Genomic DNA, 15,044 nt, shown 5'->3' on the forward strand with positions numbered 1-15,044 from the left:
TTGGTTGACCGATATAAGAAAAACGGCTCTACTGAAAAGTAGGGCCGTTTTTTTTGTGCCTTATTTGGCCCACTGTTTCTTACTAGATTTACGTATATATATTCATTGTATCATTTCATTTATATCACCGCAATTTTATCTTATGAACCAGCAGTTTGTAACTACTATTATGCCCTTAGTGATTGCGATCATTTCGTTATTAGGAACTGTAATAGTAATTCCATTGCAATCAAGAAAGGAGAGAAAGTTACAAGAGAAGAGGCGGCAGGATGAACTGGATGAAAAGGAGGAAACTATTAAGCGGGAGGGTATTAAGGATGCTATTAGGGCTAATGAGGCTATTTACTTATTAGTATCTAAGATTCAGCATACACATAGTGTAACCTCTAATTTAATTGATGCAGAGTTACAATTGCCATTAGTGGAATGTTATGCCCGCCATATGGTTGTAAACGAAGAATTGAATAGGGTGCATATGTTTGTTACCTTAGATTACCCTGCATTTGCAGCTAATGCTGGGATGTTTAGTGCAGCAGTTAGTAACTTCTGGGGCATGCAGCAATTATTGTTACAAGTCGATGAAAAGCAAAACAAAGAGAAATACTACGATTTATTTAATGCCGTAATTAAAGCGGGCATAGAAGTAAGTAAGCACGGGTATGCCTTGAAAGATCAGCTTGCAACAGCCACAAGAGAGCTGCGTGGGATGCTATCTTATTAGGCAAGTTATTTCGTTAACCAACCCAAGAACCCAGGCATTACACTGGCCCAAGTGGCGTAATCGTGTTTCCCATTCTTCACTACTTCAAAATGAAGGGCTTGCGCGTTATCGTAGCCTTTTTTACGTAAAACGTTTACAAGGTCTTGTGTATCTTCTACAGCGTCTATAATGCCATTGGTATTCCGATCGGCCGTTTCTTCTTGGTCGCCGCATTCAAAGAAGAATTGCAATTGTTCGCGGCGTGCATCACGGGTAATTTGTTTATGCATAATCCGGCAATCATCGCCATTTTCCATGCTACGCCACCATAAAGAACCTGAGAATACCCCGGCTTTCGAGAATATTTGGGGATTATTCCACACAATATCCAAGGCACTTAAACCACCAAGGGAGAACCCTGCAAAGGCTTTTTCGTCCCACTTTTGGTGATAGAATTGTTGGAGGAAGGGTAGCAGTTCTTTTACTATAAAGCGGGTATATAAATCGGCCCGGCTACCACGACCATGTACATCCATAAAGCGGGCGGTACCGTATTCGTGGATGCGTTCTTGGGCATGAATAGCTACCGTCCACAAGCCGGAGGCTTGCGGTTGGGAGAGGTATTGTTGTAATAGTTGCCCGTAGTTTAATTGCGCGAGATCTTGCCCATCATTCAAGAGCAATAAGGTTTGCCGTGTATAGTTGCCTTGCGGGATGTATACATCGAACTTTACTTCGCGTTGTAAGAAAACGGAGAATTGAGAGAATGATTCTTGTTTGAAAGTGATGCCTTGCTCCATAAGTTAAAATTAGGGTATGTACAATGTAGCCTTATTGCATAAACCTCAAATGCAATACCATGGTTCATTCCTAAAATAGGGTATTTATGCGAGGATTCTCCATTCTTTTCATTGGCAGGAGGTTACATATACAAGCGCCCGCAAAAAAACAGTAAATTTAACAGTGGCTATTTTTCAATCATACCTGCCTCACCCCGCTTTGCAACCTTTTGTGCAAGCCTATCTCTTGGTTACAAGCGAACCGGGGTTTGATAATACCTTGCTCCCTGCTACCCATTTAACGCTGTCGTTTCGCTGGCAGGGAAGTGTTGCACTTATAAAGGATGGTGTGCCATCTCCCTTGCAGCCATTTACGATTGCCGGGCTCAGCAAATCCTCTAAATTCATTCACTACAATCAAGGTACCCATAATTTCCTCGTTTCCTTTAAAAATGGCGGCGCCAGCGCTTTCTTCAAATTGCCTATACACCTGCTCGCCAATCAACATACCAACCTCGACGATCTACTACCCCTCGCATGGCTACTCGATACCCAAGAGCAACTAGCCCTACAGCCTAATAATGAACAAAGGGTAGCCATTATGGATCATTTCTTATTAGGTCTCTTACACCAACCGGCCATCGACCCATTGGTACAAGCCGCTATGGATACTATTATTGTCCAAAAAGGTTTGGTAAAGCTCAGTTCGCTTGCGCAGCGTCTCCATATCAGCACCGATGCTTTCGAGAAACGGTTCCGCAAAGTGGTAGGTACTACCGCCAAACAATTTGCTAATACCACCCGGTTCAAATTGGCCTTACAGCAATACGATAAATCGAAGCCACTTACCGGCTTGGCTTATGAATTGGGGTATTTCGACCAAGCACATTTCATAAAAGATTTTAAAGCTTTTACAGGGCAGGTACCTTCTATTTACTTTAAGGAGAAGGAATAAGGGGGCATGATACCTTCTATGAATTATGGGCCTGCTAATAGCCATAACCATAAGATGTTATAGGTACTAGTTACTTATTGCATAATCGATAAGACTATATCATTTCACTTACAAGATCTTGCTGCTAGCTAATTAATGCTTCTTAAACCGAATAAAAGGTCTTGGATTAGCACCAGTAGCCATGTTAACAGGCTCTTCCTTCTTAGCAACCGGTGGCTTTCCATTACTGGAATCCTTTGCTGGTGGCGCCGGAGGCATACTGTCGGCTGGAGGAGGAGGTACTGGGCTCATAAACTGGGCGGGCTGCTGAACGGAATCTTCGCGGCGGGGTGCCCTTACTTTGGTGAAGAGTTCGATAAAGCGGTTATAATCGCGTACGTAGGAGATACCCACACCGCCTTTCGTACGGTTGTTCAAACTATATACGTCGTAATCAGATTTACTAAAGGCATTCACCCTTACGCGGCCGTCGGTAGTTAAGAGGTATTCTACCCTAAAATCGCCCGCAAAACGGTTCGAGCTGGCAGTTGCCGATACTTTACCCCAATCGTAATCACCACCTACATATAGGCGAACACGGTTATTAAATAGGTTACTATTGATACCGCCACTTACCAAGTTCCGATCGAAGGAACCATCGGTTTGGTTGCCAACGTTATAGGCGCTGTAATTCACGGTGAAACCAATCCCACTATTCTTAAATAACTGGCTGGAAAGGTTATTCAAAATCGCCGAGGCTTGGGCAGATAAGGCTTGGCCAACGCTGTTTTTACCTGTAATACCAATATTGGCACCACCGCCACTGTTAGCATCTACGGGTAAGAATTGTTGCGATACTAAGAGGCCATAAATCTGGTACAAAGCCTGGTTTTGATCTTGGTTGATCTCGCGCAGTTTCGCAAACACGGAGCTTTCGTACGATACGGTACCCACTTCCGGTAAATCGATCTTGTACGCGATATTGGGTTTCATCAAATCGCCACTTAAGTTCAATAAGATGTCTACCCTCTCGGAACGACGCGCTAAGTTGTCGATCTCTTGGGAAGTATTGGCCGTTGTTAAGTTGTATAAACTCACCTTCGGCAAAGAATATTTCGCTGTAATATTGATTTTGGCTTCTGTTGGATCACCATTCCAAGTAATCGTAGAGTTCTTTTCAATGGCAAACTTCCAGCTCGACAAATTCATCAAGGTAAAGTTGTACGATCCTTGGTTAATTACATAGTTACCAAACATGCTAAAGTCGCCATCGAGGTTCACCAATATCTGCAAGTTACCGGTACCATTCGCCGAAATTACGTCACCCGTCGATTGGTCCATGATTACATCGATTTGGGCATCCGGGTTAGCAGCAATGTCTAAGCGCATGTTCAATTTCACATCATTCTTACGACTTCTTTCTTGCTTCTCCTCTTTACCATATGTTTTGAATCGTATAAACTCGTATTTACCAATGTTTTTACTATCAGAAATCGGTAAGTACATATGTGTATTCTTCAACGGGCGCGCAATAACGCGTAATTGTAAGTTATTGAGCGGGCCTGTGAAGTAAACTTTCGCACTGGCTAATACATCACCATAATACAAATCGTTATCAGCTGCGCTTGTGTTAAGGAAAAGGAATTGGTTAGAGGTGATGTCGAACTCGAAGTTCAATTTATCAAAATGATCATGGCTAATGAAGCCATTACCGTTGGCTTTGTTGCCATATTTATCCAATAGGGTAAACGCGCCAAATTCGACCAAGTTATCATCGGCATTGATGTTAAGGCGCGGAATCTTGTAGTAGGTATTCAAGTAATTCACCTTCACGCCAACACTATCTAAATGCAGGTTCGATGTTCGAATGGAAGGCATGGCTGTGGTACCAGAAATCACCACTTTACCACTCGCCCGGCCGGTTAGCTGGCTAACGAAGGGGTCTACAAAGCGTTGTAGTAAGGAGATGGAAGCATTATTCAAATCCAAAGTGGTCGACAATTGATTGTCTTTGCCGATACCTACGATGCCTTCTGCTAGAAAATTGGCCAATTGGTTTTCGGAGATCACTTTGTAATTGATGAGACCTGTACTATGGTTATAACCACCGCTAAGCTTCACCACGCCTAACGAATCGTTGGCGTAGCGGAATTCGCTGGCCGTCATGTTAGCATCTACGGTTAAGTTGGTTAGCGGGTTATTTATGTTGATGTTGCCATTAGCAATACCTTCTACACGGGTATTCGTTAATTGGAATGGAATTACATCGGCCAAGTTCACATTTTTCACGCTGATGATAAACCGTTCTTCGTCGGGATTGAATTCGTTGGTAGATACAGTAATGTTTTGGTCGTTCCTACTCATTTGAAGGTTGTGTACCGTCAAGAAGTCGCGGCTCCAGTATATTTCATTACCGGCCATCATACGCCATTGCTTATCGTTCACAGTAAAGGTCGAGTTCAAGAAGTTCACTTTTACCCCGTCTTTCACCGTAATTAAGCGGGCATAAAACCCGTCGAGCGAAGTGGTATCTTCTGCTTTTAAATCCAATTTAACATAAGAAGTATCTTTACTGGAACTAGCTACAATTAAAGGATTGTAGAAAATAGCACTGTCTTTATGCACCACTTGCCCAATAGCGGCACTCACATTAATTTTATTAAAATCTCCTTTCCCCTTAATCACTAAATCGCGCACGCCCATTACATCATATTTTCCGTAAGGCACTACAGCATTCAATTGAACATCGCCCGTGGTGGTATTCAAAGCTCCGGAAACGCGGGTATCATTAAACCCATCAACTTGTGGTACAAAGGCGCGGATGAGCTTATCTACTTGCCCAAATTGGAAGGCATAGCTGAAATCCTGCGGAATATTCGTCGTAGGCGCTGTAGGGAAGTAGCTAGGGTAGTATTTATTGAGGAAAAGGCGGAATGCGTTCGGTAATTCCATGAAGCTGTAGTTCCCTTTCACGTAACCGTCGAGTTCGCTGCCTTTGATTTCTAGTGTTTTAATATTGTTATCGTCTAAATGGGTACTTACCTTCAATGAGTCGAACTCAATACGGCTATTGTTTTTAAATACCGATACATCGTATAATCTTGCCAAACCATCGAAGTTGTCGATACTGTTACCGGCAAAGTTTAAATACGCCTTGGCTTTCAAAGTAATGCTATCGCCCGTAAAATGTAGGGCTTTCAAGTCGCAATTCCGAATCTCGGAATCAAATTTGAAAATGGGTAAGTCGTTATTGAAGTCAATCGTACCGGCGAAGTCCATATCCAAATTAGGATCGGACACGTTCAACGAACCGTTAAAGAACTTACGGTTTAGCTCGCCTTTCGTTTTAATATTTTGATAGGTGTAGTCTTTTATGGTTACGGCTTGCACATCACCATCAACGGCTGCTTTCAACGTTTGGAAGTTGAAGCCGGCGCCATTTACTTTGGCGTTCATGGTAAGGGTAGAGAAGTTGCTATTGCCGAGTAAGGCACCAATGTTGAAGTTATTGGTTACCAAGTTACCCGAATACACCGGCACATCGCTACTAAGCTTGAAGTTGATATCCGAATTGAGGTTGCCCAAGTTCGTTTGGAACTTACCGTACGCTACAAAGTCATTAATGAACCCCGTGAAACTCCCTTGGAATGCTATGCGGGTTAAGAGGTTTAGCTGAACGGGTTCAATATGTTGCAGGGTAGGAAAGAATTGGATCACGTCACGGCCATTCGTCACTAACTCGTTCGCATCGAAGCTGATAAAGGTTTGGTAGATATTGGGTAAACCACGCATTTCCACCTGTCCTTTTAACTGCGTAGCCGTACCGCCGCTTAAAGCTAATGAGTCGCCACTGAGGTTGCTCACAGGTCCATTGACTTTACCATTCACTTTGATTTCCGTTTTCCAGGTGCTTAAGGGCGGTGCAAAAAAGGCAATGTCATCACTGGCGATGGTGCTGTTTTTGAAATTGGCGCGCATGGTCACGAGGTCCACGTATTCATTCATATCTTCTAGGTCGTTGTATTGCATCGTGTAATAATTGCCGATATGGGAATTATTGGTCACGAGATCGAGGTCTGAGAACTCCATTTCTACAGGCGACATCTTGAATTTACAAGTCAATTTCTTCACTTCGAAGCCACTACGTTCTTTCGTACTCATTTGGAGATCCGAGAAGATACTATCTTTTACAAGGTGGCTATTAGATAGTGTGAGGTTGATTTCGGCGAAACGAATGTGTGTAGGGTCGAATTCGCCAGGTGTAGGCGGTGTACTATCGCGGTAGCTATCTACGCCTAAAAGACCATTTTTAATACGGAGAGACTTAACCACCATTTTCCATTGGGCATCGTTCCAGCGGAGAGGAATCACCTTACCGGTTGTATCGATCGCTTTAACAATGGCAGCAGGAATATCAGCTTCAGCGGGTTTAGCTCGTTTAGGGCGCGTGGCTTCGTAGGTATTTACGATGAACGAAGGCGCGTCTAAGTCTATATCATTAATGAGAATATCGTGGTTTTTAAGATCGAGCCGTTCTGCATCGAGGTAAATGCGTTTAGCTGCCACGTACATATCTTGCCCGATCCAGCCGTCGACATAGTTAATCTTTACCCTGCGGAGGTCGATTTTCTTGAGGTCGATAGAAATGCTGGCTTGTTGTTGTTTTTGTGGTGTTGAAGAGGGGGTGGCAAAGGCATCGATAATGAACTGGTAATTCCAGAGGGAATCGTGTTTGGGGCGAATGATATTGATGGTAGCATCTTGCAGCCCTATGAATTTCAGTTCTGGTTTATCAACAAAGAAGAACCAATCGGTGATGCGTACTTGTAAGTTACCGGCATAAAGGAGGGTATCTTGGTGTCGATCTTCAATATAAGTACCTTGTAATTGCATACTATTGAAGAGCCGGAAGTTCACATTCTTGATCTCTACTTTCGTTTGCAATACTTTAGAAAGCTTGTTGGTGGCTTGTTTCACTAGGAAATTCTGCACCGCTGGGATGTTCACCAAAATGCTGATCATCAGCAACAGGCCTAACAAACTTAGGAACGTATAGTATAATATTTTTCGGAGCTTTCTCAGTCGACTGATTTTTTTATGCGCAAAAATAATTGAAAATCGCTGAAAGCATGGATTGTAGGGCTGTAATTCGGCTAGAATTTTCCACTATTTATCCAGCTTATTGAGTAGTTAGACGTTTATTATCTCGACAAACTTCACACCAAATACGATTTCTATAAAAAACACTGCCTTGCTAACCGGTGAAATCCGCTAGCAAGGCAGTTATAGGAATGTAAAAATACTTTTTTTTACATCACGGGCGTCACAGTATAACCTTCTTTTTTCAACAAGGCAATTACACCATCATTACCCGCGAGGTGCAGGGCACCCATGGCAAAGAACGTACTTTTTTTAGCAGCAGCCGTTTTAATCACTGGAATCCAGTTCCTATTGCGCTGGTACACCAATATATCTTCATATCCTTTCATTTCAGGCGTTTCAATGGCTATGTTATATAAGGCATCCAAATCGGCTTTTTTATAGGCCGATAATAATTTGTTGAACATGGCTTGTTGCTTAGGCAAGTCGTTAATGGTTTCAACAATGTAATTACATTGAATGCTATCACTTACCGACAATAATGCGCTGAATTGGTACTCGATACTTTCCAAACCTTTAATGGGTTTCTTTTGCGTGAGGGCCATCTTATTGAATTCCATGTCGTACATCATGGGCGTTGTGCAGGCCGCGATGGTTGGATACAACAAAGAAACCAGTGTAAAAGGCTTCAAGCGTAAGAGCACTTGCTCATCCAAGTGGAAGTTTTGCGTCATATAACTGCTCACTTTGTTAAACTCGGTATCGCTAAGGAATGAACGGATGGTAGTATCTCCTTGAAATAGCATGTAAGGTTGCATCTTTTGGGTGAGCAGCGGATCATTCAGGTCCACTTCTAAGTACAACGATTTCGTTTCACTGAAAGCTTTAGAGGCACTTGGATTTAACTTGTAGTCACCTGGGCAAATAATGTGAATGGTACCGAAAAGGTAACTGGGTTGTTGAAGGCCGTTGCCGGTTATTTTCCAACAAAGCGATTGAGCGTGGGCAGAAATGCCCAGCCAACATAGAACGAAGAATAGAAAACCTGTCTTTTTCATGGTTACATAGATTGATAATACTGTAAGAGCAAGCGTGAAAGCAATGCTAAATCATTTGCCTCGTGGACGGCCGATATAACGGCACGGTTGATTTTGGGGCTGTCAGGACTGGGGTATGAAAATGATGAAATCAACACATCATGTTCTAACAAATAATCATAAACGGGTGTAGCATTTGCTAAATCGTTTAGCAAAAATATGGATAAAAGTGGGTTAAACCGAATATTTTGTAAAGAATTTATTTGTGCCGCAAAAGCTGCACAATTCTCCCGTAACCTTTTCCTAGCTTGGTTATACAAAGGCATCGCTTGTAAAAATGCGTACGCATTCGCAGGCATCATGGGTGTGGATGCCGAGAAGTGCGGCAGTCGCTTGATAGCGGCAATAGCAGCAGCAGGACCGGCCACTACGCCACCTTCTGCACTGTAAGCCTTGCTTAAAGAGGCTGCTACTAAGTATTGTATATGATCATTCAGGGGTAATTGTGAAATGATCCCTTCTCCATTTTCTCCCAATAAGCCAAAACCATGAGAATCGTCGAGCAATACCCATGTTTTTTGCTGCACATTCGCCAAGGCACTAAAATCGTTGATCGTAGCTGTTAGCGGGCTTACGGTGTCGGCAACTATCACATATGATGTACCAGGTTCGGCATTGATTTTATCGACCTCCGTTTGGAGCCAGTCGCCAAAATTGGCACTACTTGGTAAAATAGGTGTTTGTTGCAAAGATGGGTGGGTGCCGGGTGCATAAAGTACCTGCCCCTTGGTATGGGCAAAGGCAATAGCCGCTTGCGAGGCTAAATAGCCACTGCTAAAGCAAGCGGCTGCTTGTTGATACAACATGCCACATAGTGCGTGTTCTATTTCATCATACAAATGCAATTGTACGTTGGCTATGCGGGAGGAAGGGTAGAGGCTACCGTATTTACCTAAGCCTTCTACCAGGTATTGCAAAAACAACTGATCGCGGTGCATCCCGAGATATGCAAATCCCGAGAAGAAGAGATATTGCTTATCGTTCGCACCAGCCGTGGTGTTGCGGCCCGGAGTTTCATGGGTTTGTAGCATTATTCACGCTTTGTCTTTAGGATAAAATAAAATTCATCAGTTTTTACTTTCATATCAAATTCCTGTTCACTCAATTTTTCAACGCTCACTAAATGTTCTACAGATCGGTTCTCACTTTTCGGTGGTGTAATGGAAATCACCTTGCCATTACTAATAATTTCGTAATGCCCGGTATCTGGCACATTATCTACCGTAGCAATGAACACGTTATTATCGAGGAATTGGTAATACACGTTGCTGTAATAGCCACTTTTCAAGTCTTTCGCTTGGGTAATTTGTGTGTTATTGAAAGGGGTATTGGCAGGTACTTGCACATCGTATACACGCCATTTTTTGTTTTTCAAAAGGGTATCGGTATTGCTGCTGCAAGCGGTGAAAACCAAGGCCGCTGCTACTGCAGCGACCATTTTAAATTTTATCATTTCGAGAATTTTTCTGCGTTGAATTGATCGGATTTGCCTTTCGGGATGCTTAAACTTTCCCAATCCCCAGCCAGCAATATTTTACCGATGTAGAGGATTTGTCCCACGTGTGATGCATGGTGTAATCCTTGCCTGTTTAAAGCATCCATCACGGTATGCGCCTCGTTACGGATGTAAATGGTTTTGCCTAAATCTTCCGGCTGTACAGCGTCGATTGCCGCAAAGAAACTAGCCCATCCTTTTTCCCACATCTCCAAAATAGCCGGGAGTTCTACCCCTGGATCGTCTACGAATTCATCATCTCTTTTGCGCCAAGGTTTTTCTCCGTCAGTGGTTAAAAAATCTGTGAACCGCGACAACATATTGCCACTCATGTGCTTCACAATAATGTAAATGTTGTTAGGCTCGCTGGCTGTTTGCCAGTGTAGTTGTTCCGTAGTAAGCTTAGCCATCGTTTTTTCAGCCGATGTTTTAAAGCCTTGTAAACGATTCTTTAAGCTGTCTAAATACAATTTTCCTGCGTCCATGGTTTCCGTTATTTATGTTATATCGATTGTTATGGTTTAGTATCCTGCTACGCTATCGTCGCCACGGTGATCGCCAACGGCTGTTTTACGACCATCTTTATCTATCACTACTAATTCTGTTCTACCAATGCCTTTACGCATAACAAACTTATAGCCCATCTTTTCCAAAGCTTCAATGGTAGCTTGGGGAAAGCCTTGTTCCGCGTAAATCACGTCGGGAAACCATTGATGGTGGAATTTAGGCGCATTTACTGCTTCACCGGGTGTAAGGCCGAATTCCAATACATTCAAGAGAGTTTGGAATACAGATGTTATAATCGTAGAGCCACCGGGTGTACCGGTAACAACGTATGTTTGGTTATTTTTTAGTACAATGGTAGGGGTCATACAACTGAGCATGCGTTTACCGGGTTGTATGGCATTTTGTTCGTTGCCTACCAAGCCGTACATATTAGCAGTACCGGGTTTTACAGAGAAATCGTCCATTTCGTTATTCAACAAAAAGCCTGCGCCACCTACTACTACATAGCTACCATAACTGCCGTTCAGCGTAGTGGTTACAGCTACAGCATTACCTTCTTTATCTACCACGTTTAAATGGGTTGTTTCTTCTTTTTGAGGAAGGATGTTACCTGCTTTGATGTTCGTACTAACGGAGGCTTGTTGCGGGTTGTAGTCTTGCATTCTTGTTTGTAAGTAGGCAGTACTTACCAGCGTTTTCACGGGTACTTTTACAAAATCCGCATCGCCTAAGAACTCGGCCCTATCGGCGTAAGCACGGCGCTCAATCTCCGTCATCAGTTGTACTGCTTGCGGGGAATTATGGCCATATTGTGCTACTGGGTATTTTGCAATCATCTCCATCATTTGTTGTAAAATGATGCCACCAGAACTGGGTAGGGGCATGGTAATGACTTGGTAATCTTTGTATTGAAAGCTGATGGGGGTGCGGCTTTTGGCTTTATAATGCTTCAAATCGTCTAAAGTCATAATCCCATTGCCACGTTTCATTTCAGCCACTATTTTGTTCGCTGTTTCCCCTTCATAAAAACCTTTCACACCTTTATCGCGCATTAATTTCAAGGTACGGGCTAAGTCCTTTTGAACCAGTGTGTCGCCTGCTTTCCAGGGCGTATCTTTTACAAACGCTGTAGGCTGCGTGCTCAATCGCTTTACATTTTCTTGAATGGAATTCAAGTCACGCGCTTCCGTAGCTGTAATGGCAAAACCTTTTTCTGCTAAAGCAATAGCTGGTGCAATCAATTTAGAGAAAGGTAGCTTCGCATGGGGCATCACCGCAAATAACCCTGCCGGGGTACCGGGTACACCCGCTGCTAAATGTCCTTGTATGCTTTTAAGGGTAATGGCATTCCCATGTTCATCCAAATACATATCGCGCGATGCTTTCCCTGGAGCCGTTTCTCTATAATCTACACTAATTGAACTGCCATTCTTAAAATGTGCTACCAAAAAACCGCCACCACCAAGGTTGCCGGCTTGTGGGTATACTACCGCTAATGCTAACTGGGTAGCAATCGCCGCATCTACAGCGTTACCACCTTGTTCCATTATCATGGTACCTACTTCGCTGGCGAGTGGGTGGGCACTAACAACGGTTGCTTGTAAATTGGCTTTCTCCTTTTGAATGGAATATTGATAGGGATTGATGCGGTGTTGTGCAAACGTGGTGCCGACAATCAACATGCATATGGCAAATGCTGAGATCTTGTTGCGCATGATGTAGAGTTTTGAATCGTTTTTAGGTAGCCTAACGTTGGTGACTACACGTGCTGTAATTTGCTTTTCCTTATTCGCAATAAATATACGCCTTTGTCTCCTTTTAACAGCGAATTTCCCCTCAATTCACCGTTGGTCAACTTCAACCGCGTCCAAACATTTTAATGATTATCTTTAAGAGGATTTTTTAAATGCCAGATATGCGTTCATTTTTATTAACTATTCTTACATGCCTATGCTTGTTTGCCCACGCGCAAACATCTAGTGTACCTTCACCTGCACAATTCCTCGGATACGAACTGGGTGCGCGCTTTACGCCACATTATAAAGTGCTGGCTTATTTTGAAAAGGTAGCTGCTACAGCGCCGAATGTAAAGATCTTACAGTACGGTACAACTTACGAAAATAGGCCGCTTATTGTAGCCATGATTAGCTCCCCGGAGAACTTCAGCAAGCTGGAAGATATTCGTACGAATAACTTAAAATTGACGCAAGGCAGCGGTAACCCGCAACAGCCGGCTATTGTTTGGTTAAGCTATAACGTGCATGGTAACGAATCGGTGTCGACAGAAGCATCCATGAAAACCTTGTACCAATTGCTCCAACCATCTTCTGCAGAATGGTTAAAGAATACAGTTGTTATTATTGATCCTTGTTTGAATCCGGATGGCCGCGAACGCTACGTCAATTTCTACAATGCCAATGTAGGAAAGCAATACGATGCCACGCGCTTCTCGCGCGAACACCGCGAACCTTGGCCAGGTGGTAGACCGAACCACTATTACTTCGATCTTAACCGCGATTGGGCTTGGCAATCACAAGTAGAATCACAACAGCGCGTAGCGCTATATAATCAATGGTTACCACAAATTCACGTCGATTTCCACGAACAAGGCATCGATAACCCCTATTACTTCGCACCGGCAGCAGAACCTTTCCATGATGTAATTACGCCATGGCAACGCGAGTTTCAAACTACTATCGGTAAGAACAACGCCAAATACTTCGATGCGAAAGGTTGGTTGTACTTTACCCGTGAACAATTCGATTTATTCTACCCTAGCTATGGCGATACTTACCCATTATACAATGGCGCCATTGGTATGACGTACGAGCAGGGTGGTAGCGGATCGGCTGGTTTAGCTGTGCTGAAACGTGATGGGGATACTTTAACACTAACCGAACGTATTGCACATCACTATACAACGGGCTTATCTACCGTAGAAGCCACCTCGGCGCATGCTGCGAAAGTGGTAGAACAGTTCCAAGCGTTCTATAAAAACGCGAAAAGCAATCCGGCTTCTCCTTATAAAACATACGTTATCAAAGAACAAGGTAACCGCGAAAGGTTGGCCAGCTTGGCGAAATTGTTGAAGAACAATAATATCGAATTCGGTTATGGTGCCAATGTTTCTGCTGCAAACGGGTTCAACTACTTTACTAATAAAACAGAGAACTTCACCATCGAGAAGGAAGACATTGTAATCAATGCTTACCAACCACATAGCACCATGTTATCCGTGTTATTCGAACCAACTTCTCGTTTAACGGATTCCGTAACTTACGATATTACGGCATGGGCTTTACCTTATGCATACGGTATACAATCTTATGCTGTTAAAGCGTCTATCAATCCTGCTAATGCAGAACCACCCGCGAAAGCTGCAGCGACTAGCGCAAGCGCTACTAACTACGCCTACCTTGCTCCTTGGAATAGTGTAGAAGATGTAAAGTTCCTCGCCGCTTTATTGAATAAAGGTTTCAAAGTGCGTTATAGTGAAATCGCTTTCTCGGCTAATAACCGTCAATATCCTGCCGGTACGCTTATTATTACGCGTAGCGGTAATACCGATTTTGGTGATTTCGATGGCCAAGTAAAAGCCATTGCCGCTAAAATGAAAGTAGACTTGGATCCCATTGCTTCCGGCATGGTAGATAAAGGCGCTGACTTTGGTTCCGGTAAAATTCGTTTCATCAAACAACCTAAAGTAGGCTTGGTATCGGGTAGTGGTATTTCCTCTTTAGGCTTTGGTGAAGTATGGCATTATTTCGATCAACAACTCGATTATCCTATTACCATCCTCAACGCTAACGATGTGAACAGCACTACGTTGCGCCAGTTGGATGTGTTGATATTAGTAGATGGTTATTATAGCTTCCTTAATGATAAAGGCGGTGAATTTGTGAAGGATTGGGTGAATGGCGGCGGTAAGATTGTTGCTATTGAAGATGCTGCAGCACAAATGGCCGGTGGCGATTGGGGCTTTAAATTGAAGAAAGAGGAAGAGAAGAAAGAAAAAGAAAATCCATACGAATCGTTGAAGTCTTACGAAGACCGTGAACGTGAAAGCGTGAAAAGCTACGTACCAGGCGCTATTTACAAAGTAAACTTAGATAATACGCATCCTTTGGCTTTCGGCTATGGTAACACCTATTTTACCCTCAAACAAACGGATAAATTGTACGAATTCTTACCAAGCGGTTGGAATGTTGGTACAATTAAAAAGGATAATTATTTGAGTGGTTTCGTAGGAGTTGATTTAAAAGCTAGGTTGAAAGACGGTTTATTAATGGGCGTTCGCGAGATGGGGAATGGTGAAGTGGTATTCTTCGCCGATAACCCAATTTTCAGAAGCTTCTGGGAAAGCGGCAAACTCATGTTAAGCAATGCTGTATTCATGGTAGGACAATAATTGCACCTTCAAAACATAAAGAAA

Annotated in this window: 10 protein-coding genes; 3 read left to right on the forward strand and 7 right to left on the reverse strand. The window is 43.1% G+C overall.

The annotated features are described in order from the left end of the window. The first annotated feature begins 142 nt into the window (after positions 1 to 142). The gene (locus LX64_RS11795; protein ID WP_111597859.1) at positions 143 to 721 is read left to right on the forward strand and encodes a hypothetical protein; all 579 of its coding nucleotides are present in this window, start codon (positions 143 to 145) and stop codon (positions 719 to 721) included. Positions 722 to 726: 5 nt separating this feature from the next. On the opposite strand, the gene LX64_RS11800 is transcribed toward LX64_RS11795, so the two are convergent. Next, positions 727 to 1,500 carry an alpha/beta hydrolase gene (locus tag LX64_RS11800; RefSeq protein WP_111597860.1) on the reverse strand — a complete coding sequence of 258 codons (774 nt, stop codon included), beginning with the start codon at positions 1,498 to 1,500 and terminating at the stop codon, positions 727 to 729. A gap of 163 nt (positions 1,501 to 1,663) precedes the next feature. Here LX64_RS11800 and LX64_RS11805 point away from each other — a divergent pair, with 163 nt between their 5' ends. Beyond that, a complete protein-coding gene (locus LX64_RS11805) occupies positions 1,664 to 2,434 on the forward strand; it encodes a helix-turn-helix domain-containing protein (RefSeq protein ID WP_148707288.1) in 771 nt (256 codons plus the stop codon). A gap of 132 nt (positions 2,435 to 2,566) precedes the next feature. Here the strand turns inward: LX64_RS11805 and LX64_RS11810 are convergent, their stop codons facing one another. From LX64_RS11810 to ggt, 6 genes are all read right to left on the reverse strand, one after another. Continuing rightward, a complete protein-coding gene (locus tag LX64_RS11810) occupies positions 2,567 to 7,435 on the reverse strand; it encodes a translocation/assembly module TamB domain-containing protein (RefSeq protein WP_111597862.1) in 4,869 nt (1,622 codons plus the stop codon). Between the two features lie 287 nt (positions 7,436 to 7,722). Then, positions 7,723 to 8,571 (reverse strand): TraB/GumN family protein, encoded by an 849-nt coding sequence (locus LX64_RS11815; protein WP_111597863.1) that lies wholly within the window; start codon positions 8,569 to 8,571, stop codon positions 7,723 to 7,725. A gap of 2 nt (positions 8,572 to 8,573) precedes the next feature. Next, positions 8,574 to 9,641 (reverse strand): aminotransferase class I/II-fold pyridoxal phosphate-dependent enzyme, encoded by a 1,068-nt coding sequence (locus LX64_RS11820; protein WP_111597864.1) that lies wholly within the window; start codon positions 9,639 to 9,641, stop codon positions 8,574 to 8,576. Continuing rightward, complete coding sequence (locus LX64_RS11825) at positions 9,641 to 10,063, reverse strand: hypothetical protein (protein WP_111597865.1); 423 nt, start codon at positions 10,061 to 10,063, stop codon at positions 9,641 to 9,643. The genes LX64_RS11820 and LX64_RS11825 overlap by 1 nt, the downstream gene beginning before the upstream one ends. Beyond that, a complete protein-coding gene (locus tag LX64_RS11830) occupies positions 10,060 to 10,590 on the reverse strand; it encodes a DUF1572 family protein (RefSeq protein WP_111597866.1) in 531 nt (176 codons plus the stop codon). The genes LX64_RS11825 and LX64_RS11830 overlap by 4 nt, the downstream gene beginning before the upstream one ends. A gap of 36 nt (positions 10,591 to 10,626) precedes the next feature. Next, positions 10,627 to 12,327: a gamma-glutamyltransferase gene (gene ggt, locus LX64_RS11835; RefSeq protein ID WP_111597867.1), complete on the reverse strand. Its 1,701-nt coding sequence runs from the start codon at positions 12,325 to 12,327 to the stop codon at positions 10,627 to 10,629. 200 nt (positions 12,328 to 12,527) lie between these two features. On the opposite strand from ggt, the gene LX64_RS11840 reads away from it, so the two are divergent. Next, positions 12,528 to 15,020 carry a M14 metallopeptidase family protein gene (locus LX64_RS11840; protein WP_111598144.1) on the forward strand — a complete coding sequence of 831 codons (2,493 nt, stop codon included), beginning with the start codon at positions 12,528 to 12,530 and terminating at the stop codon, positions 15,018 to 15,020. Positions 15,021 to 15,044: the final 24 nt, after the last annotated feature.

The sequence above is a fragment of the Chitinophaga skermanii genome, assembly GCF_003259335.1.
GTDB lineage: Bacteria > Bacteroidota > Bacteroidia > Chitinophagales > Chitinophagaceae > Chitinophaga > Chitinophaga skermanii.

Bases quoted from the DNA above. Each gene is read 5' to 3' on its own strand.
- LX64_RS11795 (WP_111597859.1), top strand. From the start codon at position 143: ATGAACCAGCAGTTTGTAACTACTATTATGCCCTTAGTGATTGCGATC.
- LX64_RS11800 (WP_111597860.1), bottom strand. From the start codon at position 1,500: ATGGAGCAAGGCATCACTTTCAAACAAGAATCATTCTCTCAATTCTCC.
- LX64_RS11810 (WP_111597862.1), bottom strand. From the start codon at position 7,435: ATGATCAGCATTTTGGTGAACATCCCAGCGGTGCAGAATTTCCTAGTG.
- LX64_RS11815 (WP_111597863.1), bottom strand. From the start codon at position 8,571: ATGAAAAAGACAGGTTTTCTATTCTTCGTTCTATGTTGGCTGGGCATT.
- LX64_RS11820 (WP_111597864.1), bottom strand. From the start codon at position 9,641: ATGCTACAAACCCATGAAACTCCGGGCCGCAACACCACGGCTGGTGCG.
- LX64_RS11825 (WP_111597865.1), bottom strand. From the start codon at position 10,063: ATGATAAAATTTAAAATGGTCGCTGCAGTAGCAGCGGCCTTGGTTTTC.
- LX64_RS11830 (WP_111597866.1), bottom strand. From the start codon at position 10,590: ATGGACGCAGGAAAATTGTATTTAGACAGCTTAAAGAATCGTTTACAA.
- ggt (WP_111597867.1), bottom strand. From the start codon at position 12,327: ATGCGCAACAAGATCTCAGCATTTGCCATATGCATGTTGATTGTCGGC.
- LX64_RS11840 (WP_111598144.1), top strand. From the start codon at position 12,528: ATGCGTTCATTTTTATTAACTATTCTTACATGCCTATGCTTGTTTGCC.